Annotated in this window: 22 protein-coding genes; 14 read left to right on the forward strand and 8 right to left on the reverse strand. The window is 68.1% G+C overall.

Going from position 1 to position 20,733, the window contains the following annotated elements; genetic code table 11:
- The first annotated feature begins 12 nt into the window (after positions 1 to 12).
- The 5 genes from proC to BLW27_RS06185 all read left to right on the forward strand — a co-directional run bounded on the left by proC (position 13) and on the right by BLW27_RS06185 (position 3,724).
- Positions 13 to 828: a pyrroline-5-carboxylate reductase gene (proC, locus tag BLW27_RS06165; protein ID WP_089880947.1), complete on the forward strand. Its 816-nt coding sequence runs from the start codon at positions 13 to 15 to the stop codon at positions 826 to 828.
- Positions 821 to 1,171, forward strand: a complete 351-nt coding sequence (locus BLW27_RS06170; RefSeq protein ID WP_089880949.1) for a tRNA-binding protein — start codon at positions 821 to 823, stop codon at positions 1,169 to 1,171. The genes proC and BLW27_RS06170 overlap by 8 nt, the downstream gene beginning before the upstream one ends.
- Positions 1,172 to 1,200: 29 nt before the next feature.
- The gene (locus tag BLW27_RS06175) at positions 1,201 to 2,151 is read left to right on the forward strand and encodes a 2-hydroxyacid dehydrogenase (protein ID WP_089880952.1); all 951 of its coding nucleotides are present in this window, start codon (positions 1,201 to 1,203) and stop codon (positions 2,149 to 2,151) included.
- A gap of 101 nt (positions 2,152 to 2,252) precedes the next feature.
- Positions 2,253 to 3,371: a beta-ketoacyl-ACP synthase III gene (locus tag BLW27_RS06180; RefSeq protein WP_089881885.1), complete on the forward strand. Its 1,119-nt coding sequence runs from the start codon at positions 2,253 to 2,255 to the stop codon at positions 3,369 to 3,371.
- A gap of 71 nt (positions 3,372 to 3,442) precedes the next feature.
- Positions 3,443 to 3,724, forward strand: coding sequence for a sll1863 family stress response protein (locus tag BLW27_RS06185; RefSeq protein WP_089880955.1), 282 nt, complete (start codon positions 3,443 to 3,445; stop codon positions 3,722 to 3,724).
- Positions 3,725 to 3,733: 9 nt separating this feature from the next.
- On the opposite strand, the gene BLW27_RS06190 is transcribed toward BLW27_RS06185, so the two are convergent.
- From BLW27_RS06190 to BLW27_RS06205, 4 genes are read right to left on the reverse strand one after another with little or no spacing between them, the layout of a single operon-like run.
- Positions 3,734 to 4,333, reverse strand: coding sequence for a thymidine kinase (locus tag BLW27_RS06190; protein ID WP_089880958.1), 600 nt, complete (start codon positions 4,331 to 4,333; stop codon positions 3,734 to 3,736).
- A 40-nt stretch (positions 4,334 to 4,373) separates the two neighbouring features.
- Entirely contained in the window at positions 4,374 to 5,270 is an 897-nt protein-coding gene (locus BLW27_RS06195; RefSeq protein ID WP_143042212.1) for a hypothetical protein, read from the reverse strand.
- The gene (gene rimO, locus BLW27_RS06200) at positions 5,257 to 6,642 is read right to left on the reverse strand and encodes a 30S ribosomal protein S12 methylthiotransferase RimO (RefSeq protein ID WP_089880965.1); all 1,386 of its coding nucleotides are present in this window, start codon (positions 6,640 to 6,642) and stop codon (positions 5,257 to 5,259) included. The genes BLW27_RS06195 and rimO overlap by 14 nt, the downstream gene beginning before the upstream one ends.
- 50 nt (positions 6,643 to 6,692) lie before the next feature.
- Positions 6,693 to 8,207 carry a sodium-dependent transporter gene (locus tag BLW27_RS06205; protein ID WP_089880968.1) on the reverse strand — a complete coding sequence of 505 codons (1,515 nt, stop codon included), beginning with the start codon at positions 8,205 to 8,207 and terminating at the stop codon, positions 6,693 to 6,695.
- A gap of 284 nt (positions 8,208 to 8,491) precedes the next feature.
- Here BLW27_RS06205 and BLW27_RS06210 point away from each other — a divergent pair, with 284 nt between their 5' ends.
- From BLW27_RS06210 to BLW27_RS06220, 3 genes are read left to right on the forward strand one after another with little or no spacing between them, the layout of a single operon-like run.
- Positions 8,492 to 9,436 (forward strand): ABC transporter permease, encoded by a 945-nt coding sequence (locus BLW27_RS06210; RefSeq protein ID WP_089880971.1) that lies wholly within the window; start codon positions 8,492 to 8,494, stop codon positions 9,434 to 9,436.
- The gene (locus BLW27_RS06215; RefSeq protein WP_089880974.1) at positions 9,433 to 10,248 is read left to right on the forward strand and encodes an ABC transporter permease; all 816 of its coding nucleotides are present in this window, start codon (positions 9,433 to 9,435) and stop codon (positions 10,246 to 10,248) included. Before BLW27_RS06210 ends, BLW27_RS06215 begins: the two co-directional genes overlap by 4 nt.
- Positions 10,245 to 11,927 (forward strand): ABC transporter ATP-binding protein, encoded by a 1,683-nt coding sequence (locus BLW27_RS06220; protein WP_089880977.1) that lies wholly within the window; start codon positions 10,245 to 10,247, stop codon positions 11,925 to 11,927. Before BLW27_RS06215 ends, BLW27_RS06220 begins: the two co-directional genes overlap by 4 nt.
- 60 nt (positions 11,928 to 11,987) lie before the next feature.
- On the opposite strand, the gene BLW27_RS06225 is transcribed toward BLW27_RS06220, so the two are convergent.
- From BLW27_RS06225 to BLW27_RS06235, 3 genes are all read right to left on the reverse strand, one after another.
- The gene (locus BLW27_RS06225; protein ID WP_089880980.1) at positions 11,988 to 12,488 is read right to left on the reverse strand and encodes a type III secretion system chaperone family protein; all 501 of its coding nucleotides are present in this window, start codon (positions 12,486 to 12,488) and stop codon (positions 11,988 to 11,990) included.
- Between the two features lie 217 nt (positions 12,489 to 12,705).
- Positions 12,706 to 13,254 (reverse strand): DUF3859 domain-containing protein, encoded by a 549-nt coding sequence (locus BLW27_RS06230; protein ID WP_089880983.1) that lies wholly within the window; start codon positions 13,252 to 13,254, stop codon positions 12,706 to 12,708.
- Complete coding sequence (locus tag BLW27_RS06235) at positions 13,254 to 14,852, reverse strand: phosphoenolpyruvate carboxykinase (RefSeq protein ID WP_089880986.1); 1,599 nt, start codon at positions 14,850 to 14,852, stop codon at positions 13,254 to 13,256. Before BLW27_RS06235 ends, BLW27_RS06230 begins: the two co-directional genes overlap by 1 nt.
- A 341-nt stretch (positions 14,853 to 15,193) precedes the next feature.
- Here BLW27_RS06235 and BLW27_RS06240 point away from each other — a divergent pair, with 341 nt between their 5' ends.
- Genes BLW27_RS06240 through BLW27_RS06265 form a run of 6 tightly spaced genes read left to right on the forward strand, consistent with a single transcriptional unit; the run spans position 15,194 to position 19,676 of the window.
- Complete coding sequence (locus tag BLW27_RS06240) at positions 15,194 to 15,895, forward strand: response regulator transcription factor (protein ID WP_089880989.1); 702 nt, start codon at positions 15,194 to 15,196, stop codon at positions 15,893 to 15,895.
- Positions 15,896 to 15,898: 3 nt separating this feature from the next.
- Complete coding sequence (locus BLW27_RS06245; RefSeq protein ID WP_089880993.1) at positions 15,899 to 17,614, forward strand: sensor histidine kinase; 1,716 nt, start codon at positions 15,899 to 15,901, stop codon at positions 17,612 to 17,614.
- 2 nt (positions 17,615 to 17,616) lie between these two features.
- Positions 17,617 to 18,045, forward strand: coding sequence for an HPr kinase/phosphorylase (locus BLW27_RS06250; protein WP_089880997.1), 429 nt, complete (start codon positions 17,617 to 17,619; stop codon positions 18,043 to 18,045).
- Positions 18,046 to 18,047: 2 nt separating this feature from the next.
- Positions 18,048 to 18,971, forward strand: a complete 924-nt coding sequence (rapZ, locus tag BLW27_RS06255) for an RNase adapter RapZ (RefSeq protein WP_089881001.1) — start codon at positions 18,048 to 18,050, stop codon at positions 18,969 to 18,971.
- The gene (locus BLW27_RS06260) at positions 18,968 to 19,366 is read left to right on the forward strand and encodes a PTS sugar transporter subunit IIA (protein ID WP_089881004.1); all 399 of its coding nucleotides are present in this window, start codon (positions 18,968 to 18,970) and stop codon (positions 19,364 to 19,366) included. Before rapZ ends, BLW27_RS06260 begins: the two co-directional genes overlap by 4 nt.
- A gap of 31 nt (positions 19,367 to 19,397) precedes the next feature.
- Positions 19,398 to 19,676, forward strand: coding sequence for an HPr family phosphocarrier protein (locus tag BLW27_RS06265; RefSeq protein ID WP_089881008.1), 279 nt, complete (start codon positions 19,398 to 19,400; stop codon positions 19,674 to 19,676).
- Positions 19,677 to 19,856: 180 nt separating this feature from the next.
- Here the strand turns inward: BLW27_RS06265 and BLW27_RS06270 are convergent, their stop codons facing one another.
- A complete protein-coding gene (locus tag BLW27_RS06270) occupies positions 19,857 to 20,732 on the reverse strand; it encodes a 3-hydroxybutyryl-CoA dehydrogenase (RefSeq protein ID WP_089881011.1) in 876 nt (291 codons plus the stop codon).
- Position 20,733: the final 1 nt, after the last annotated feature.

Below are 20,733 nucleotides of genomic sequence, written 5' to 3' on the forward strand. Positions count from 1 at the left end.
AGGGGAGACGGCATGCAGAATTCGGAGCTGGCGCAACGCGGCCTGGTGTTGATGGGATGCGGCAAGATGGGCTCGGCCATGCTGGAAGGCTGGCTGGCGCGCGGTCTTCCGTCCTCGTCGGTGTGGATCAGCGACCCCAACCCCTCGGACTGGGTGAAGGCGCAGGGCACGCATCTCAATGCGCCGCTGCCGCCCGATCCGGCCGTGGTGATCGTCGCCGTCAAGCCGCAGAAGATGGTCGAGGCGCTGCCCGCGCTGCGGGCGCTGGGCAACGGCGACACGCTGTTCGTCTCGGTCGCCGCCGGCACCACGATCGCCACGCTCGAGGCCGCGCTGGGCGAGCGCAGCCCGATCGTCCGCGCCATGCCCAACACGCCCGCCGCGATCGGGCAGGGGATCACCGCGATCGTCGGCAACGCGCATGTGTCCGGGGCGCAGATGGACGCGGCCGAGGCGCTGCTGTCGGCGGTGGGCGACGTCGTGCGGCTCGAGACCGAGGCGCAGATCGACGCGGTCACCGGCGTCAGCGGGTCCGGGCCGGCCTACGTCTTCCACCTGATCGAATGCATGGCCGCCGCCGCCGAGGCGGAGGGGCTGTCGCCGGAACTGGCGCTGCAACTGGCCCGCGCGACCGTGGCGGGCGCCGGTGCCTTGGCGGTGCGGACCGGCGAGGACCCGGCACAGCTTCGGCGAAACGTGACTTCGCCCAACGGCACGACGCAGGCCGGGCTGGACGTGCTGATGGACACCGATACCGGCCTGCCGCCGCTGATCCGACGCACTGTGGCCGCGGCCTCGGCCCGCTCGCGCGAGCTGGCCCGTGGCTGACGCGGCACCGCAGATCACGTCCGACGACTTCCTGTCCGTCGACATCCGCGCCGGCACCGTCACGCGCGCCGAGCCGTTCCCCGAGGCGCGCAAGCCCGCGATCAGGCTGTGGATCGATTTCGGCCCCGAGCTGGGCGAGAAGAAGAGTTCGGCCCAGATCACCGAGCATTACACGCCCGAGGCGCTGGTCGGCCGGCAGGTGCTGGCCGTCGTGAACTTCCCGCCCCGCCAGATCGGCCCCGTCCGGTCCGAGGTGTTGGTGCTGGGCATACACGACGACAGCGGCGCCGTGGTGCTGGCCGTGCCCGACAAGCCCGCGCCGGACGGTGCCCGGCTGTGTTGAAACTCCGCCGCTCCGCAAAGGACACGTCCATGAAGCTCCTGATCGCCCGTCCGCTGCCCGAGCTCGTCGTCGCCACCGCGCAAAGCCGCTTCGACGTGACCGTGCGCGACAAGACCACGCCGATGGACCGCGACGAGATGATCGCCGCCCTGCGCGACCACGACGCGGTGATCCCGACGCTGGGCGACGCCTTCTCGGCCGGGATATTCGCCGCGGCGGGCGACATCCGCTGCCGGCTGCTGGCGAATTTCGGCGTGGGCTACAACCACATCGACGTGGCCGCCGCGCGGGACGCGGGCGTCGCGGTGACCAACACGCCGGGCACCGTGACCGACGCCACCGCCGACATCGCGCTGACGCTGATGCTGATGTCGACCCGCCGCGCCGCCGAGGGCGAGCGGATGGTGCGCGCCGGCCAGTGGAAGGGCTGGCACCCGACGCAGATGTTGGGGATGCACCTGACCGGAAAGCGGCTGGGAATCGTCGGCATGGGCCGGATCGGGCAGGCCATCGCCAAGCGCTGCCATTTCGGCTTCGGCATGTCCGTGGGCTACGTCGCGCGATCGGACAAGGAGTTGGAGTTTCCCGCCAGGCGCCACGCCGACGCGGCCGCGCTGGCGGCGGCATCCGACGTGCTGGCGATCGCCGTGCCGGGCGGGGCCGAGACGCGGCACCTGGTCGACGCAAAGGTGCTCGCCGCGATGCCGTCGCACGCCCACCTGGTCAACATCGCCCGCGGCGACGTGATCGACGAATCCGCGCTGATCGACGCGCTCGAGGCAGGGCGCATCGGTGGCGCGGGCCTCGACGTCTACGAAAAAGAGCCCGAGGTTCCCGACCGCCTGCGCGCACTCGACAATGCGGTGCTGCTGCCGCACCTCGGCACCGCCGCGCTGGAAGTGCGCGAGGCGATGGGCCTGATGGCGGTCGAGAACGCCATCGCCCTGCTCGACGGCAAGGACCTGCCCAACCCGGTCTGAACCGCGCGAAACCCTGCGTCACGCGCGCGCCCGTGAACGGCGCGCCGCTTGACCGCGCGCGTCGCAACGGTTTCCTTGCGCGCCAGTCCTTGGAGAAAGCCATGCACCAGCCCGCCATCACCGGACACGGGGTCTTCACCCCGCACCAGACGATCACCAACGACGAGTTGGTCGTGGCCTTCAACGCCTATGCCGACCGCTGGAACGAGGAACACGCCGCCGCCATCGCCGCCGGCGAGGTCGAGCCGATGGCCCATTCCAGCGCCGAGTTCATCACCTCGGCCAGCGGGATCGAGCAGCGCTACGTGCTGGACAAGGCCGGCATCCTCGACCCGGCGCGCATGTATCCCAGGCTGCAGCCGCGCGCCGACGACGAGCCGTCGATCATGGCCGAGATCGGGCTCGATGCCGCGCGGAAGGCGCTGGCGCGCGCGGGGCGCGAGGGGGCCGAGATCGACCTTGTGATCTGCGCCGCGTCGAATCACGAACGCGCCTATCCGGCGATGGCGATCGAGATCCAGAACCTGCTGGGCGCGCGGGGCTTCGCCTTCGACATGAACGTGGCATGCTCCTCGGCCACGTTCGGCATCCAGGCGGCCGCCGACATGGTGCGCACCGGCAGCGTGCGCCGCGCGCTGGTGGTGAACCCGGAAATCTGCTCGGGCCACCTGGAATGGCGCGACCGCGACTGTCACTTCATCTTCGGCGACGTGGCCACCGCCGTGGTGATCGAACGCGCAGACGAGGCGCAGGGCGATCACTTCGTCATCCACGGCAGCCGCTGCGCGACCGAATTCAGCAACAACATCCGCAACAACGACGGCTTCCTGCGCCGCGCCCACGACCAGATGGAGGACCGGCGCGACATGCAGTTCATGCAGAACGGCCGCAAGGTCTTCAAGGAGGTGCTGCCGATGGTGTCGGCCCACATCCTGTCCAACATGGAGGAGAACGGCTGGCGCGCGGACGACCTCAAGCGCCTGTGGCTGCACCAGGCCAACAAGACGATGAACGACTTCATCGGCCGCAAGGTGCTGGGACGTGTTCCCGACGCCGATGAACAACCCAACATCCTGCAGGACTATGCCAACACCTCGTCGGCCGGCTCGATCATCGCCTTCTCGCAGAACTGCGAGGACCTGTCGCCGGGGGACCGCGGCGTGATCTGTTCCTTCGGCGCGGGCTATTCCGTGGGATCCGTGCTGGTCGAGCGCGCCTAGCCCTCTGCTCTTTGCCGGTGGCGCGATTCGTGGCACGCTGCCTCCTGAAGGCCAACGAACAGGAGGCATGCATGGATCGCGACGCAATGGTGGAACAGGCCAAGAAGCAGCTCGACGACTGGAACGCCCAGATCGACCGTCTGCAGGCCCAGATGGCCAAGCAGAACGAGGAAGTCCGCGCGAAGCAGGAGGAAAGCCTGCGCGAGATGCAGGCCAACCGCGACCGGGCGGAAAAGCGCATCGACGAGCTCAACGAGGCCGGCAAGGCCGCGTGGGACGACGTCAGCGCGGCGCTCGAGCGGGCGTGGAAGGACCTTTCGGAAAGCTTCGACAAGGCGCGCAAGCGGTTCTGATGGATCGGGCTAGCCGGGGCGCGCGGCGGGCCGGTCGCCCATCGCCTCGCGCCAGTGGCGGCGGCACAGGCTGACATAGGTCTCGTTGCCGCCGATCTGCACCTGCGCGCCCTCGCGCATCGGGCGGCCTGTCGCGTCCTGCCGCACGACCATGGTCGCCATACGCCCGCAATGGCAGATCGTGCGCACCTCGCGCATCACGTCGGCCAGCGCCAGCAGCGCGGCCGAGCCCGGAAACAGCTGCCCGCGGAAATCGACGCGCAGCCCGTAGGCCATGACCGGCAGGTCCAGGTCGTCCACCACGCGGGCCAGTTGCCAGACCTGGGCCTCGGTCAGGAACTGCGCCTCGTCGAGGAACGCGCAGGCGATCGTCCCTTTCGCCATCCGCGCTTCGATCAGCGCGAACAGGTCGGTGTCCGAGGCGAAGGTGTCGGCCTCCTGGCCCACCCCGATCCGCGACGCGATGCGCCCCCGCCCCGCGCGGTCGTCCAGCGCGGCGGTCAGCAGGTAGGTCTCCATCCCGCGTTCGTTGTAGTTGTGCGACGCCTGCAGCAGCAGCGTCGACTTGCCGGCGTTCATCGTCGAGTAGTGGAAATGCAGCTTGGCCATGCGCTGCCTCTTGCCGCAGAACGCGCGCGCTTTGCAAACGCTAAACGGCGGCTCCGCCGCCGGGCGCCGATGCGGTCCAGCGATCGCCGAACACGGTGCGCGCCGCTTCCGTCAACGCCGTCTTCTGTGCCGGCGTCGCCTGGGCCACGCAGAGGTCGGCGACCTTTTCGAACGCCGCGCGGCGCGCATCCGCATCCTTCGCGCGCGTTGCGTCCTCGAGCGCGCGAAGGCGCAGGATCGTGTTGCAATGCGACCCGAAGGCCGCCCGCTCCTCGACCTCGTCCAGCTTCGACGGTGCCCTGAATCGCGAGAAGACCCACCAGTGGACGGGGTTGTTGATCTCGATGCTGTACGACACCAGCCGCCGCATCAGGTCATGGATGCGGTCCACCGCCTCGGGCCGGGCCAGCGCCACCAGTCCCGCGGCCTTGACCGTGTTGCTGGTGCTGTTGAACAGGTAGGGCGTCATCCGCCGAAGGTTCAGCGTCTCGACCTCGTGCATCACCCAGTCGCCCAGGCGCGTCGCATGGCGCGCGCCGGTCAGCAGGTCGAGGTTCAGCGCCACGTTCTGCGCCGAGAACACCAGGTGCGTGCGATCGCGGCGCAGCCCGTAGGCGATCGGCATCGCCCGGATCTGCGCCTCGGCATCGAGCAGCCGGTCGAGCCAGTGATGCGCGTCCTCGACCAGAACCTCCTCGCACACCTTGTGCGATCCGGCGATCAGGGCATAGAGCCGGTCGAAATCGGTCAGGGCTGGTTCGTCGCGCAGCGCATCCAGAAGGTTGATCTGCTCGCGCAGGCCTGCGGGCCTGCGGTTCTTCTTGTAGATCAAGGTCCGCGCACCGTCGCGCCGCGCCCGCGCCGGCAGCCGGCCAAGATGCGCAAGGCAGGTCGCGGCATCCATCGCCCGGAAATCCTGACGCTCAGCCTTGGCCATGAAGCCGCCCCCACAGGTCGTATTCGCCCGCCTCGTCGACCTCGACCGTGACGATGTCACCGGGCTCCAGCCCCTCGGCGCCCTCGTCGATGAACAGGTTGCCGTCGATCTCGGGGGCATCCGCCCGTGTGCGGGTGGTGGCGATGCCGTCCTCGTCCACGTCGTCGACGATCACCTGCTGCAGCGTGCCCACCTTCGCGGCCAGCTTCGCCTCCGAGATCGCCTGCGCCTTCTCCATGAACCGGTCCCAGCGCTCCTGCTTGACCGCCGCGTCGACGTGGTCGGGCAGCGCGTTCGACCGGGCGCCGGCGACGTCCTCGTACTGGAAGCAGCCCACGCGATCCAGCTTCGCCTCGTCCAGCCAGTCCAGCAGGGTCTGGAACTCGTCCTCGGTCTCGCCCGGATAGCCCACGATGAAGGTCGAGCGCAGGGCGATGTCCGGGCACTCGGCCCGCCAGGCGGCGATCTCGTCCAGCGTGCGCTCGGCCGCGGCGGGGCGCGCCATGCGCTTCAGCGTGTCGGGATGCGCGTGCTGGAACGGGATGTCGAGATAGGGCAGGATGCCCGACTCCATCCCCCGCGCCATCATCGGGATCAGGTCGCGCACATGCGGGTAGGGATAGACGTAGTGCATCCGCACCCACGCCCCTAAGGTGCCCAGATCGCGCGCGAGATCGAGGAAGGGAAACTTCGTCGCGCGGTCCTTCCAGTCGGTGCCGTAGGCCGATGTATCCTGCGAGATCACCAGCAGCTCGCGCACCCCGGCCTCGGCCAGCTTTTCCGCCTCGCGCATCACCGCCGTGTGCGGACGGCTGACCAGCTTCCCGCGCATGTCGGGGATGATGCAGAACTTGCACTTGTGGTTACAGCCTTCGGCTATCTTGAGGTAGCTGTAATGCCGCGGCGTCAGGCTGACGTTCTGCGCCGGCAGCAGGTCCACGAACGGATCGGGCTTGGGCGGGACGGCCATGTGCACCGCGTCCAGCACCTGTTCGTACTGGTGCGGCCCGGTCACGGCCAGCACCTTGGGATGCGCACCGGTGATGTAGTCGGGCTCGGCCCCGAGACAGCCGGTGACGATCACGCGGCCGTTCTCGGCCAGCGCCTCGCCGATGGCGTCCAGGCTTTCGGCCTTGGCGCTGTCGAGGAACCCGCAGGTGTTCACGATCACCGCATCGGCGCCGGAATAATCCGCCGAGATGCCGTACCCCTCGGCCCGCAGGCGGGTCAGGATGCGTTCGCTGTCGACCAGCGCCTTGGGACAGCCAAGGCTGACCATGCCGATTGTGGGCTGGCCGGGGCGGCGCGTCTCGGTCAGCCGCGCGCGCGACAGGTCGGGGCGAAGATCGGGGGGATTCTGCATGGCGGGCATATAGACACATCCCGGCGCCCGCGAAAGGGCGTCGTCGCATCCCCGTACGCTCAGCCGTCCCCGGTCACCAGCCCGACGCCGAACAGCACCGCCAGCGCGATCGGCGCGATCCGCACCAGCCAGCCCAGCGTCAGCGCCGCACGGTCCCGCAGCCCGAACTGGCGGCTCAGCCGGTCCGGGGAAAACCGCCAGCCCAGAACCGCAGATGACACGATCCCCATGACGATCGTGCCGTTGGACCCCACGATCCGGTCGACCGCGTCCAGCACCGGCCTGTCGCCGATCGTCCATTCCGGCGCCGCGTAGGACAGCGCCGAAGGCACCCCCAGCGCCACGATCGCGGCGATGCCGATCAAGACGCCAGAGACCTGCCCGATGCGCCGCCACTGCTCGCGCAGCGCGGCGGTCACCACCTTGGCCCCGCCCAGGCAGGACGACAGCGCGGCAAGGAACAGCAACCAGAAGAACACCGGCGCGAGGAACGCGCCCCCGCCCATCTGCTCGAACGCGCGCGGCAGCGTCTCGAACGCCAGCTCGGACCCGGCACCGGGGTCCAGCCCGGCGGCAAAGACCAGCGGGAAGATCGCAAGCCCCGCAAGGATCGCGACGCTGGAATTGATCGCCGCGATCACGGCGACGGATCGCGGCACGTTCACCCGCAGCGGCAGGTAGCTGCCATAGGTGATCAGGTAGCCCTGTCCGATGGTCAGTGAAAAGAAGGCCTGCCCGAAGGCGGATCGCCAGACCTCGGCATCGGTCAGGCGGGACGGATCGGGCGAGAACAGGAACGACAGCGCCTCGGTGGCCGCGCCGTTGCTCAGGCCGTAGATCGCGATGCCGACAAGCGCCAGCAGCAGCACCGGCATCAGGAATTGCGCCGCGCGCTCGATGCCGGACAGCCCGAAAGCCAGGATCGCGGCCACCAGCGCCCCCACGGCACACAGCCACCAGACCGAGGCATAGCCGGCCGTGAAATCCTCGAAACCGGGGGCGGGGCCCAGCGTCGCCTCGACCGCGAAGCCCAGCGTCCAGCCGGTGATGACGAAGTAGTAGCTGTCGATCACCAGCGTCAGCAGGACGATGGCCACGCCCACCGGCACGAAGCGGCGCCCGAGGCTGCGGAAGCTGGCGATGACCGAGCCGTGGGCCGCGCGCCCGACGGCGATTTCCAGCGCCGCAAAGGGGATCGCGAAGGCGATGACCGCCACGGCGTAGGCAAGCAGGAACACGCCGCCGCCATTCTCGCCGACCAGCGTCGGAAACCGCCACAGGTTGCCCAGCCCCACGCCCGCGGCCGCGGTGGACAGGATGAACATCCGCTCGGACGACCACAGCGCGTAGGGCTGTTCGGCGCGTTCGGCGGCCTCGCGCGAGACATCCGTCAGTCCCGCCGCGGCCTGCCCGCTTTCCTCTCGCGGGTGGCGGGTGAGTTCGCGCTTCCCGGCGGCGGGCCGGCCGTTGTCGTCGGGCGTGTCCGCGGCGGGATTATCGCCGGACGTGTCGCCGTCCTTCCGCGCCCGCGCCGCGTCGCGCCGGTCGTCTTCGTCCTGCGCTCGCCTGCTCATGCGGCCTCGCGTCTCGTCTCAGGGTTTCTTGCAAGCACGAGACGGAACGAGAGGGCGGCGGGCCCGGTTCCCCCACGCGTCGACAGCGCACAGGGCCGGGACCGCTGCGGGTCCGGTCGCCCGCCGCCTGCGCCAGGTAGAGGCCAAAGGTTGACAGAGTCTGAATCGGTCTCCGCAAGCCATTGATTTCTCTGGGGCTCGATCGTGTCCCACCGTGGGACACCCTTTCCGGCGGGCAATTTTTGCCGCTGGACCCCGGCGTGGCGCGACCCTACCGTGCCGCCATGCTGGCCTACGCCGTCAAACGCCTGATCTCGCTCGCGATCAGCCTTCTGGTCGCCTCGGCGGTCATTTTCGCCGTGGTTGAGATCGCCCCCGGCGACCCGGCCCGGTTCATGCTGGGGATCAACGCCCAGCCCGACACCGTCGCCGCCCTGCGGGCCGAGCTTGGCCTCGACGTGCCGAAATGGCAGCGATACCTGAACTGGCTGGGCGGCATGATCACGGGTGATTTCGGCACCTCCTACACCTACCGCACGCCCGTCGCGCAGATGGTCGCCGACCGGCTCTGGGTCTCGCTTCCCCTGGCGCTCTACGCGCTGACCCTGTCGACCGCGATCGCATTCCCCGCCGCCCTGATCGCCGCCGCCCGCCGCGGCCGCGGCCCCGACGTGGCGGTGATGGGCGCGACCCAGCTGGGCGTGGCGGTGCCGAACTTTTGGTTCGCCATGCTCCTCGTGCTGCTCTTCGCCATCAACCTCGGCTGGTTCAGCGCGGGCGGCTTTCCGGGGTGGTCCGATCCCTTGGCCGCGCTCAAGGCGCTGACCCTGCCGGCGATCGCGCTGGCCCTGCCGCAGGCGGCAATCCTCGCACGGGTCATGCGGTCGTCCCTGATCGACGTGCTGGGCGAGGATTTCATCCGCACCGCGCGCGCCAAGGGGCTGAGCATGCGCCAGGCCCTGTGGCGCCACGGGGTCCGTAACGCGCTGATCCCGGTGCTGACCATCCTCGGCCTGCAATTCGCCTTCCTGCTGGCCGGCGCGATCATCATAGAGCAGGTGTTCTACCTGCCTGGCCTAGGGCGGCTGATCTTCCAGGCGATCACGCAGCGCGATCTCGTGGTGGTCGAATCCGTGGTCATGCTGCTGGTCTTCGCGGTCATCATGGTGAACTTCGCCGTAGACCTGGCCTATGCCGCCGTCGATCCCCGCCTGAGGCGCCGGGCATGAGCCGTGCGCTGATTGCCGGGGCCGCGCTGACCGCGCTGTTCGTCCTTGCGGCCGCGCTGTCCTTCGCCTGGACGCCCGGCGACGTCGCCGCGATGAACATCGCCGAACGCCTGCAGCCACCCTCGGCCGAGCACTGGCTGGGTACCGACCATTTCGGCCGCGACATGCTCAGCATGATCATGATCGGCGCGCGCACTTCGATCGCGGTGGCGCTGGTGGCGGTGGGCATCGGCATGGGCCTTGGCGTGCCGCTGGGCCTCGCCGCCGCCGCCAATCGCGGCGGCTGGCTGGACGAGGTCATCTCGCGCGGGTCGGACCTCGTCTTCGCCTTTCCGTCCCTGGTCATCGCCATCCTGATCACCGCGATCTTCGGGCCGGGTGCCGTCAACGCGATCCTCGCCATCGGCATCTTCAACATCCCCGTCTTCGCCCGCCTGACCCGCGGCGCCGCCATGGCGCTTTGGAGTCGCGAGTTCATCATGGCCGCCCGCGTGGCCGGCAAGCGCGGCCCCCGCATCAGCGTCGAGCATGTCCTGCCCAACTTGGCGAACCTGCTGATCGTGCAGGGCACGATCCAGTTCAGCCTCGGCATCCTGGCCGAGGCCGGGCTAAGCTACGTCGGCCTGGGCGCGCAGCCGCCGATCCCCAGCTGGGGCCGGATGCTGGCCGACGCGCAGACCATGGTCAGCCTCGCTCCGCACGTGGCGATCATCCCGGGCCTGGCAATCGTGCTGATGGTGCTGGGCCTGAACCTGCTGGGCGACGGGCTGCGCGACCGGCTCGACCCCCGGCTGAACGCGGTGCGGGCATGACCCGGCTCGCTTCTTCATTCTGGCGCAAATCCCCCGGGGCGCGCGAGGGGCAGCGCCGATCCCCCCCGTCACCCGACACGGGCGCGGCCCTTCTGGAACTCGACGACCTGTCGGTCGCCATCGCCGGCAAGCCCGTCCTGCGGAAGGTCCGGCTTGCCATCGCACCGGGCGAGATTGTCGCCCTGACCGGCGAATCCGGCTCGGGCAAGTCGATGACCGCGCTGGCGGCGATGGGTCTGTTGCCCCCCGGCGCCCGGACCGAAGGCGCCATCAGGCTGGCAGGTCGCGATCTGATCACGCTGGGCGATCGCGCGCTGTGCGCCGTGCGAGGTGCGGAGATCGGCATGATCTTCCAAGAGCCGATGACCGCGCTGAACCCGGTGCAGCGCATCGGCGACCAGGTGGCCGAGACGATCCGCATTCATGCGCCACGCACCCCGCGCGCCGAGGTCCTTTCGCAGGCGGCACGAACGCTTGCCCGCGTCGGCCTGCCCGCAGAGCGCGTTCCGCCCACGCGCTACCCGCACGAACTCTCGGGCGGGCAGCGCCAGCGCGTGGGCATTGCCATGGCCATCGCCCTGCGCCCCCGCATGCTGATCGCGGACGAGCCGACGACGGCGCTGGACGTCACCACACAGGCGCGCATCCTCGGGCTGCTGCGCCGGCTGGTCCAGGAAGACGGCATGGCGCTGATGATGATCACCCACGACCTTGCCGTGGTCGCCGACATGGCCGACCGCATCGCCGTGATGAACGAGGGGCGGATCGTCGAGGAGGCGCCCACCACGCGCCTGTTCCGCGAGATGCGCCACCCCTATACCCGCGCGCTGTTCGAGGCGTCGCGCCACCGCGCGAGCCTGCCGCCGCGCCCGGCCGGAGAGCCGCTTCTGCAGGTCCACGATGCATATCGCAGCTATGCCCTGCCGCGCACCCGCCTGCTGGGCTCAGCACCCCGGCACGAGGCCGTGCGCGGCGTCAGCTTCGACATCGGGTTGGGCGAACGCGTGGGGCTGGTCGGGGAATCCGGCTGCGGCAAGTCCACGCTGACCCGCGCGATCCTGGGGCTCGAGCCGCTTCAACGCGGTTCGATCACGCTGGACGGACGCGACGTGGCAACCGATCCGGCGGCGCGGCGCCGCATGCAGGTGGTGTTCCAGGACCCCTATGGCAGTTTCAACCCGCGCCACCGCGTGCGCCGCCTGATCACCGAGCCGTTCCACCTGCTTGACGATCCCCCGAAGGGCGCCGCGCGCGACGATGCCGTGGCCGAGGCGCTGGAGGCGGTCGGCCTCGACCCGTCGGTCGCCGACCGCACGATCCACGCCTTCTCGGGCGGTCAGCGCCAGCGTCTGGCCATTGCACGGGCGCTGATCATACGGCCAGACCTGCTGATCTTCGACGAGGCGGTCTCGGCGCTGGATGTGCGCGTGCGGGCGCGGATCCTCGACCTAGTGGCCGACCTGAGCACGCGGTTCGGGTTGGCCTACCTGTTCATCAGCCACGACCTCAGCGTCGTTCGCGGCATCACCGACCGCGTCATGGTCATGCAGGCCGGCGAGATCGTCGAGCGTGGACCCACGGACGCGGTCTTCGATGCGCCGCGGCATGCCTACACGCAGACGCTGATGGCCGCCGCGCCACGGCTGCCCGAGATCGGGCAAGACGAACCGGTGGCCTGAGCCGCGCCCGAAACGCAAACGGCGCCCGATGGGGCGCCGTCATGATGAAGAACTTTCTTTCTAGGCGCGACCGTAGGCCTCGGCGATGGCGATCTGAAGCGCCTGGTCCGGCGTCTTGTCGGTCCAGCACATCAGCTGGAAGGCGGGGTAGTACCGCTCGGCGTTGGCGACGGCGAGGGTGATCATGCGGTCGATCTGGTCGGCCGAGGCGACGGTGTCGCGCGACAGCAGCAGACCGTACTTGAACACCATCAGCTGTTCCTTGCCCCAGTAGCTGAAGCTGCCGGCCCAGCACTGGTCGTTGATCGCGTTCAGGCCCTCGTGCAGCACCCCCATGCGGTCCAGCGGCGGCTCCATCTCGAAGGTGCAGACGATGCGCAGCATGTCGTCGTGATCCGACCAGGCGAGCGTGATCGAATAGGTGCGCCACTGGCCCTCGACGGCCATGGCGATCTGGTCTTCGCCGATGCGGTCGAATTCCCAGTCGTGATGCTCGGCCAGGTGTTCGACGATGTCGATCGGGTGCAGGTCTTCGCTTGCGAAATGCTCGGACAGGGCCATGCCGCTACCTCGTTGGTTGGTGCGCGGGGTTCTTTGCGCCCCAGCGCTCGGTGCCTGTTCAAGGGCCAGCGGGCGGTGCCCCGACCCTTACCACATATGGTGCCTGTGTCGCTCAGGGGCTGTAAAGCGAAATAACGGTGACACCCGCAATAAGTTGTGGACGACCCGGGCGTCATCGCAGGATGTGGGTAGGCTCGATTGGCGGACGATCAGTCGCTCACGAGGTGAACTCGGCCGCGAAGCACGTCTCGGCCACCGCCGGCGCGGCGGACAGGTCCGTCACCGCGAAAAGCTGCACGGCCAACACGGTTCCGTCGGCGGCGAGGATCCGGAAGGTCCACTCGCCTTTCACCGCCTCGTAGGGGTATTCGAACGTGAACAGGTTCAGTGAGGGATCGCCGGGCACGTAGTCCCATCCCTGCTGCGTGATGCCCTGCACCCCCATCGGCGGGTGCGTCACCTCGACTCGCGCGGCCCAAAGCGCGGGAGCCGTGCCGCCGGTGCGGATGCCGAAGCTGATGCCCGGCTCAGCCGGCACGACGTTGGTCAGCACGTCGAAGGTCCGCCCCTGCGGCACCACGTTGACCACGCCGCTTTCGGTGTCGGGCGCGATCCGTTGGCCTTCGGTTTCGATCTGGCAGATCACGCCGTAGCCGTCGAAGGTCAGGCCGTATTCGACGTCGCCCTGCGCTTGCAAGACGACGTCGCCGCCCGCGGCGGAAACCGGGGCGGCGAGCGTCAGGGCAAGGGCGAGGATTGCGCGCATCAGCCGAGCGCGGCGGCCTTCACGTCCTCGTCGATGTAGGGGATGTACTGCGCGAAGTTGTCGGCGAACATCTGAACCAGCTTCTCGGCCTGCGCATCGTAGGCGGCCTTGTCCTCCCACGTCTTGCGCGGGTCCAGCAGCAGGTCGGGCACGCCCTCGACCGACATCGGCACCTCGAACCCGAAATTCACGTCCTTGCGGTACTCGGCGTCGTTCAGCTCGCCGCTGAGCGCGGCGGTCAGCAGGGCGCGCGTCGCCTTGATCGGCATCCGCTGGCCGGTGCCGTAGGCGCCGCCGGTCCAGCCGGTGTTGACCAGCCAGCAGGTGGCGCCGTGCTTGGCGATCTTGTCGCGCAGCAGGTTGCCGTAGACCTCGGGGCGGCGGGGCATGAACGGCGCGCCGAAGCAGGTCGAGAAGGTCGGCTGCGGTTCGGTCACGCCGCGCTCGGTCCCCGCGACCTTGGCGGTGAAGCCCGACAGGAAGTGGTACATCGCCTGCGCCGGCGTCAGACGCGCGATCGGCGGCAGCACTCCGAAGGCGTCGCAGGTCAGCATGATGATGTTCTTCGGATGCCCGCCCAGCGCCGTCTTGGACGCGTTGGAGATATAGTGCAGCGGATAGGCGCAGCGCATGTTGGCGGTCAGGCTGTCGTCGTCGAAGTCGAGGTCGAAGGTCTCCTCGTCGAAGACCATGTTCTCGATCACGGTGCCGAACTTCTCGGTCGTTGCGTAGATCTCGGGCTCGGCCTCGGCCGATAGGTTGATCGTCTTGGCATAGCAGCCGCCCTCGAAGTTGAACGTGCCGCGGTCGGACCAGCCGTGTTCGTCGTCGCCGATCAGCGTACGTTCCGGATCGGCCGACAGGGTGGTCTTGCCGGTACCCGACAGGCCGAAGAAGACGGCCGTGTCGACCGGGTTGCCGGTGGCGTGGTTGGCCGAGCAGTGCATCGGCATGATGCCCTTTTCCGGCAGGATGTAGTTCAGCAGCGTGAAGACGGACTTCTTGTTCTCGCCCGCGTACTCGGTGTTGGCGATCAGGATCATCTTCTTGTCGAAGTTCATCGAGATCACGGTCTCGGAGCGGCAATCGTGCTTTTCCGGAATTGCCTTGAAGCTGGGGCAGTTGATGATCGTCCAGTCGGCGACGAAGCTGTCCAGGTCCTCGCGGTCGGGGCGGCGCAGCATGTGGCGGATGAACAGGTTGTGCCAGGCGAGTTCCGTGATGACGCGCACGTCGATGGCGTTGGCCGGGTCGGCGCCGCCGATCAGGTCCTGCACGAAATAGTCGCGGCCCTTCATGTGCTCGAGCATGTCGGCCAGCAGCGCGTCGAAGCCCTCGGGGCTTTGGGCGGCATTGTTTTCCCACCAGATGTCGTTCTCGACGCTGGGGGTCCTGACCACGTGCTTGTCCTGCGGCGAACGACCGGTGAACTTGCCGGTAGTGACCAGGAACGCTCCGCCCTTGCCCAGCCGGCCTTCGCCGTGGGTCAGCGCCTGCTCGATCAGCGCCGGTTCCATCAGGTTGTAGTGGACTGTGCCCAGCCCCGTGATGCCCTGATCCTCGAGCCGGAAATTCGGGTTCACCCGTCCTGATGTCATGATACCGTTCCCTCCGCCGCGCCGGACTGGCGCGCTAAAGCCACAGACGTGGCGTCGCTTGCACGAAAGCAGCGCTGCAGGCTGCCCAAGGGTTCCTTAGCATGGGGTTTTCCGGGGTGAACAGGACGCAAACACCCGGTTAGCGCAATCAGCCGCGGTTTAGCGTTAGCATCCTTCGCGGCCTGACATCGGGTGAGGCATTTTAGTCATTCGTTGGGGAAATTGCGTCAACCCTATGGCGGACGAGGGGTCTGATTCGGCGTTTTGCGTTGTTGTAAAGAGAAAATGGCCGCATACTGGCGAAAAAGTTATTGGCAACGAGAGCAGAATAGGAAAAACCCATGTCCAAGATCGCCCTGGTGGACGACGACAGGAACATCCTGACATCCGTGTCCATCACGCTCGAGGCCGAAGGCTTCGAGGTCGAAACCTATCATGACGGGCAGGCCGCGCTTGATGCATTCAACAAACGGATGCCCGACATGGCGGTCTTCGACATCAAGATGCCCCGCATGGACGGCATGGACCTGCTGCAGCGCGTGCGGCAGAAGTCGCAGATGCCGGTGATCTTCCTGACGTCGAAGGACGACGAGATCGACGAGGTGCTGGGCCTGCGCATGGGCGCCGACGATTACGTGAAGAAGCCCTTCTCGCAGCGCCTGCTGGTCGAGCGGATCCGTGCCCTGCTGCGCCGGCAGGAAGCCGTGGCCGGCGACGAGGCCGGCGAGAGCGAAGAGGCCAGGCTTATGGTGCGCGGCGCGCTGACCATGGACCCGCTGCGCCACGCGGTCACCTGGAAGGACCGCGACGTGTCGCTGACGGTGACGGAATTCCTGCTGCTGCAGGCGCTTGCCCAGCGGCCGGGCTTCGTCAAGTCGCGCGACCAGCTGATGGACGTCGCCTATGACGACCAGGTCTATGTCGACGACCGGACCATCGACAGCCACATCAAGCGGCTGCGCAAGAAGATGCGCGCGGTGGACCCGGACTTCTCGGCGATCGAGACGCTTTACGGCATCGGGTACCGCTACAACGAAGAGTGATTTATGGCCTTGGCCGAGCAAATCGATACGCGCGACGATCGACGGGATCGGCCGGACGCCGAGATCGTGCTCGGCGATGACTGGATCGCACCAGACACAACGGTGGAAAAGGAACTGCGCGACACCCGCGCGCGCCGGTCGCGGCTGACGCTGAACCGCTCTCCGCTGACGCGCAAGATCATCACCTTCAACCTGATCGCGCTCAACATCCTGGCGGCGGGCATCCTCTGGCTCGACGGGTCGCGGGATTCGCTCGCGGTGCAGAAGGTCAATGCGCTGCAGACCGAGGTGGCGCTGGTCGCCGCCGTGATCGAGGCGGCGTTGCCGGACGATGCCACGGAACTGGTGTCGGCGGACGGCCCCGAGGTCGCCGCGATGCTTGAGGGCCTGACGCTGCGCGAGGGCACCGCGGTTCTGGTCTACGATGCCGAACGCTTCCTCGTCGGCGAAACGACCGGCACGACCGATCCGCTGGTGCCAGTCACGGACGGCGAGGGGCAACCAACGTTCATCTCCGACTTCCTGGACCGGGTCTGGCGCGCTGCGTCGGGCACGTTGTCGTGGTTCGCGGGAGCGCCCGAGCTGGTGCTGGAGGACCGGCTGCGCCGCATGCTCGAGGACGGCGATCCCGGCGTCACGCGGGTCGAGGCTGCCGGCACCGCCGGCGGCGCGCGATACTACGCCTTCAGCCCGATCCGGCAGGAAGGCGCGCTTCTGGGTTCCGTGGCGCTGGTTTCGCCCGCGCACGAGATCGACGCCGCCGTCAGTGCCGAGCGAGAGCGCGTGCTGCAGATGTTCGTCATCGCGACGTTGGTGTCCATCGGGCTCAGTCTCGTGCTGGCTTCGACCATCGCAAACCCGATCTCGGACCTTGCCGACGCCGCCGAACTGGGACGCGACCGCAACCGGAAGGCGCGCGCCGCCGGCCGCATCCGCATCCCCGACCTGACCGCGCGCCCCGACGAGATCGGGCGCCTGTCGGGCGCGCTGCGCGGCATGGTGGCGGCGCTGTACGACCGGATCGACGGCAACGAGCAGTTCGCGGCCGACGTCGCCCACGAGATCAAGAACCCGCTGGCCAGCCTGCGCTCGGCCGTGGGGTCCCTGCGCATGGTCAAGAAGGAGGAGCACCGCACCCGCCTTCTGGACGTGATCGAGCACGACGTGCGCCGGCTCGACCGGCTGGTCAGCGACATCTCGAACGCATCGCGGCTGGATGCCGAACTGGTCAAGGAGGAAGAGCAAGAGTTCAACCTGCTGGAAATGCTCGGCAACATCACGGATTTCCTAGGCCACGACGCCGAGACCAAGGGGATCGAGTTCATCACCGACCTGCCGCCGCGCCCCATCGCGATCCAAGGGCTCGAGGCGCGGCTGGCACAGGTCTTCGTCAACCTCATCTCGAACGCGATCAGCTTCTGCGAGGATGGCGACGCCATCCGCGTCTGGGTCCGTCGGCGTGAGGATCGCGTTCTGATCGTCGTCGAGGATACCGGTCCCGGCATCCCCGAAGACAGCCTGACCAAGATCTTCAAGCGCTTCTACACGTCCCGCCCGCAGGCCGAGTTCGGCAACAATTCTGGCCTTGGCTTGGCCATCTCGAAGCAGATCGTCGAGGCGCATGGCGGCGTCATCTGGGCCGAGAACATCCGCCCGACCGAGGCCGACGTCACTTCCGAGCCGCTGGGCGCGCGCTTCGTCGTCGGCTTGCCGCTCTGACGATGGCCGACGCGCAGCCCGCCATCCTGCACGCCAGTGCCGTCGCCCTGAAAGGGCGCGGCCTGCTGATCCGGGGCGCGTCGGGCAGCGGCAAGTCCGGCCTAGCCCTGCAACTGATGGCGCTCGGCGCGAGCCTGGTGGCGGACGATCGCGTCGTGGTCACCCGCGACGGCGCGCAGGTGCGGCTGGGCGCGCCCGACACGATCCGGGGCCGGATCGAGGCGCGCGGTGTCGGCATTCTGCACGCCGACACCGCACGCGATGCCGCGCTTGCGGCGGTCGTCGACCTGGACACGGTCGAGTCCGACCGGCTGCCGCCGCACCGCGTGACCGATATCCTCGGCGTTGCCGTAGCGCTCATTCACAACTGCGCGCACCCCTCTTTTCCGGCGGCGCTGCGTCAATATCTGATCGCCGGAAGGGAAACGTGAAAATGGCGGTTCAGGATAAGTTGCGCGTCGTGCTGGTCACCGGCCCGTCGGGCGCCGGCCGCGCGACGGCGATCAACGCGCTGGAGGATTTCGGATATGAGGCGATCGACAACATCCCGCTGACGCTGATCCCGCGGCTGGTCGAAGGGCCGTTCCAGGCGCTGCGGCCCCTGGCGCTGGGCATCGACACGCGCAACCGCGATTTCAGCGCCGAAGGCGTTCTGGCGCTGCATCGCCAGTTGTCGTCCTCGGCGGGTATCCAGGTGGATCTGCTGTACTTGGATTGCGGCGCCGACATCCTCGAACGGCGGTACTCCGAGACGCGGCGCAGGCACCCGATGGCGCCGGAGGGCACCCCGCGCGAAGGCATCCTGCGCGAGTTCGCGCTGTTCGAGACGGTCCGCCCCAACGCCGACATCATCGTCGACACGACGCACCTGACCCCGCACGACCTGCGCTCGACGCTCGAACCGTGGTTCGCGGCGTCGGCTGGGCTGGGCATGGCGATCTCGCTGGAATCGTTTTCGTACAAGCGCGGCCTGCCGCAGGGGCTGGACATGGCGTTCGACTGCCGGTTCCTGCGCAATCCGCACTGGCAGCCGGATCTCCGTGCCCTGACGGGTCTGGACGATGCGGTCGCGGCGCACGTGGATGGCGATCCGCGGCATGCGGCCTTCGCGTCGCATCTGCTGGGACTGATCCGCTTCGTCCTCCCCGAGGCTCAGGCCGAGGGAAAGGCGCATCTGACGCTCGGTTTCGGCTGCACGGGTGGCAAGCACCGATCGGTGGCGATGACCGAGACCGTCGCGCGCGCCCTTTCAGCGGACGGTTGGCGGGTATCGACGCGGCACCGTGAACTCGAGCGGCGTGGTCTTCTCTCCTCCGGGGCGGGCGCTCCGGACGAACAGGAAAAGGTACTTCCGTGATCGGGATCGTGATCGTCGCCCACGGAGGCCTTGCGCGCGAGTATCTCGCGGCGGTCGAGCACGTGATGGGTCCACAGACTGCCATGCAGGCAATCTCCATCGAGGCCGATTGCGACCGCGCCCGAAAGCAGGACGAGATCTGCGCCGCCGCGGATGCCGTCGATGCGGGCCACGGCGTGGTCATCGTGACCGACATGTTCGGAGGGTCTCCGTCGAACCTGAGCTTGCGGGCCTGCGTACCGGAAAACCGCCGCATCCTGTATGGCGCGAACCTGCCGCTGCTGATCAAGCTGGCGCGGTCGCGGCGCAAGTCGGTCAACGACGCGGTGGGCGCGGCCCTGGAGGCGGGCCGGAAGTACATTGACAGCCAAGACATTACGCCGGAATTTCCTTAGGCTTCGGGCCGGGGCCAGAGGAGGGCCGTCGATGACTCAGAGCGCGCGCCGCGCCTTGCGGATCGTGAACGAGAAGGGGCTGCATGCCCGCGCGTCGGCGAAACTGGTCGAGGTCGTCGAGATGTACGAGGCCTCGGCCGAGGTCGGGCGCGACGGCGTGCAGGCCTCGGGGGACAGCATCATGGGGCTTCTCATGCTGGCAGCCGCCAAGGGAACGACCATCGAGGTGCAGACGCGCGGGCCGGACGCCGAAGCGCTGGCGGAGGCGATCGAGAGGCTGGTCGCGAACCGCTTCGGGGAAGAGTGCTGAACGCGATCTGATCGCATCGCGGAGCGCAGGACAGAGACTGGCTTGAGGTCGGAAACGGCTGACGCCGCCTTTGGGGTGCCGTGCCTGCGCCTGATCCCTGGCCTGATCCCTGCCGGTCCGGAGGCTGACGCTCGTCCCGTTCGGGGACCTCGCCCCACCCACCGTCCCTTGGGCGCCGTGCTAGCGGGTCGGCACCGGGGTCTCGCCGCGGTAATCGTAGAAACCGCGCCCGGTCTTGCGGCCCAGCCAACCGGCCTCGACATACTTGGTCAGAAGGGGGCAGGGACGGTACTTGGTATCGGCCAGGCCGTCGTGAAGGACGTTCATGATCGCGAGGCACGTGTCCAGCCCGATAAAATCCGCCAATTCGAGCGGACCCATCGGATGGTTCGCGCCCAGCTTCATCGACTGGTCGATCGAGTTCACGTTGCCGACGCCTTCGTAGAGCGTGTAGACGGCCTCGTTGATCATCGGCATCAAGATGCGGTTGACGATGAAGGCCGGAAAATCCTCGGCGCTGGCGGCCGTCTTTCCCAGCTTCTCGACCACGGCGAGGCAGGCCTTGTAGGTCTCGTGGTCGGTGGCGATGCCGCGGATCAGCTCGACCAGCTGCATCACCGGCACCGGGTTCATGAAGTGGAAGCCCATGAACTTCTCGGGCCGGTCCGTGCGCGAGGCGAGCCGCGTGATCGAGATCGACGAGGTGTTCGACGTCAGGATCGTGTGCTCGGCCAGCGCGGGCTTCAGCGTTTCGAAGATCTGGTTCTTGACGTCTTCGCGTTCGGTCGCGGCCTCGATGATCAGGTCGCTGCGGCCCAGATCGGTCAGGGTCAGCGTCGTGCTGATGCGGGCCAGTGCCGTGTCGCGCTCGGCTTGGGTGATCTTGTCGCGGCTGACTTGCCGATCGAGATTTTTCGTGATGATCGACAGGCCCTTGTCGAGCGCATCCTGGCTGATATCGCTGAGCATCACGTCGTAGCCGGCAAGCGACATCACGTGCGCGATGCCGTTGCCCATCTGGCCGGCGCCGACGACGCCGATGCTCTTGATCTCCATG

Origin of the sequence: Citreimonas salinaria, assembly GCF_900107235.1 — a bacterium.
GTDB lineage: Bacteria > Pseudomonadota > Alphaproteobacteria > Rhodobacterales > Rhodobacteraceae > Citreimonas > Citreimonas salinaria.

What these genes read in the sequence shown, in the direction of transcription:
- BLW27_RS06190 (WP_089880958.1), bottom strand. Translation starts at nt 4,333, where the DNA reads ATGGCCAAGCTGCATTTCCACTACTCGACGATGAACGCCGGCAAGTCG.
- BLW27_RS06195 (WP_143042212.1), bottom strand. Translation starts at nt 5,270, where the DNA reads ATGGCCAAGGCTGAGCGTCAGGATTTCCGGGCGATGGATGCCGCGACC.
- rapZ (WP_089881001.1), top strand. Translation starts at nt 18,048, where the DNA reads ATGGCGGTTCAGGATAAGTTGCGCGTCGTGCTGGTCACCGGCCCGTCG.
- BLW27_RS06245 (WP_089880993.1), top strand. Translation starts at nt 15,899, where the DNA reads ATGGCCTTGGCCGAGCAAATCGATACGCGCGACGATCGACGGGATCGG.
- BLW27_RS06180 (WP_089881885.1), top strand. Translation starts at nt 2,253, where the DNA reads ATGCACCAGCCCGCCATCACCGGACACGGGGTCTTCACCCCGCACCAG.
- BLW27_RS06185 (WP_089880955.1), top strand. Translation starts at nt 3,443, where the DNA reads ATGGATCGCGACGCAATGGTGGAACAGGCCAAGAAGCAGCTCGACGAC.
- BLW27_RS06230 (WP_089880983.1), bottom strand. Translation starts at nt 13,254, where the DNA reads ATGCGCGCAATCCTCGCCCTTGCCCTGACGCTCGCCGCCCCGGTTTCC.
- BLW27_RS06235 (WP_089880986.1), bottom strand. Translation starts at nt 14,852, where the DNA reads ATGACATCAGGACGGGTGAACCCGAATTTCCGGCTCGAGGATCAGGGC.
- BLW27_RS06205 (WP_089880968.1), bottom strand. Translation starts at nt 8,207, where the DNA reads ATGAGCAGGCGAGCGCAGGACGAAGACGACCGGCGCGACGCGGCGCGG.
- BLW27_RS06175 (WP_089880952.1), top strand. Translation starts at nt 1,201, where the DNA reads ATGAAGCTCCTGATCGCCCGTCCGCTGCCCGAGCTCGTCGTCGCCACC.
- BLW27_RS06240 (WP_089880989.1), top strand. Translation starts at nt 15,194, where the DNA reads ATGTCCAAGATCGCCCTGGTGGACGACGACAGGAACATCCTGACATCC.
- BLW27_RS06270 (WP_089881011.1), bottom strand. Translation starts at nt 20,732, where the DNA reads ATGGAGATCAAGAGCATCGGCGTCGTCGGCGCCGGCCAGATGGGCAAC.
- BLW27_RS06220 (WP_089880977.1), top strand. Translation starts at nt 10,245, where the DNA reads ATGACCCGGCTCGCTTCTTCATTCTGGCGCAAATCCCCCGGGGCGCGC.
- rimO (WP_089880965.1), bottom strand. Translation starts at nt 6,642, where the DNA reads ATGCCCGCCATGCAGAATCCCCCCGATCTTCGCCCCGACCTGTCGCGC.
- BLW27_RS06250 (WP_089880997.1), top strand. Translation starts at nt 17,617, where the DNA reads ATGGCCGACGCGCAGCCCGCCATCCTGCACGCCAGTGCCGTCGCCCTG.
- BLW27_RS06265 (WP_089881008.1), top strand. Translation starts at nt 19,398, where the DNA reads ATGACTCAGAGCGCGCGCCGCGCCTTGCGGATCGTGAACGAGAAGGGG.
- BLW27_RS06225 (WP_089880980.1), bottom strand. Translation starts at nt 12,488, where the DNA reads ATGGCCCTGTCCGAGCATTTCGCAAGCGAAGACCTGCACCCGATCGAC.
- proC (WP_089880947.1), top strand. Translation starts at nt 13, where the DNA reads ATGCAGAATTCGGAGCTGGCGCAACGCGGCCTGGTGTTGATGGGATGC.
- BLW27_RS06210 (WP_089880971.1), top strand. Translation starts at nt 8,492, where the DNA reads ATGCTGGCCTACGCCGTCAAACGCCTGATCTCGCTCGCGATCAGCCTT.
- BLW27_RS06215 (WP_089880974.1), top strand. Translation starts at nt 9,433, where the DNA reads ATGAGCCGTGCGCTGATTGCCGGGGCCGCGCTGACCGCGCTGTTCGTC.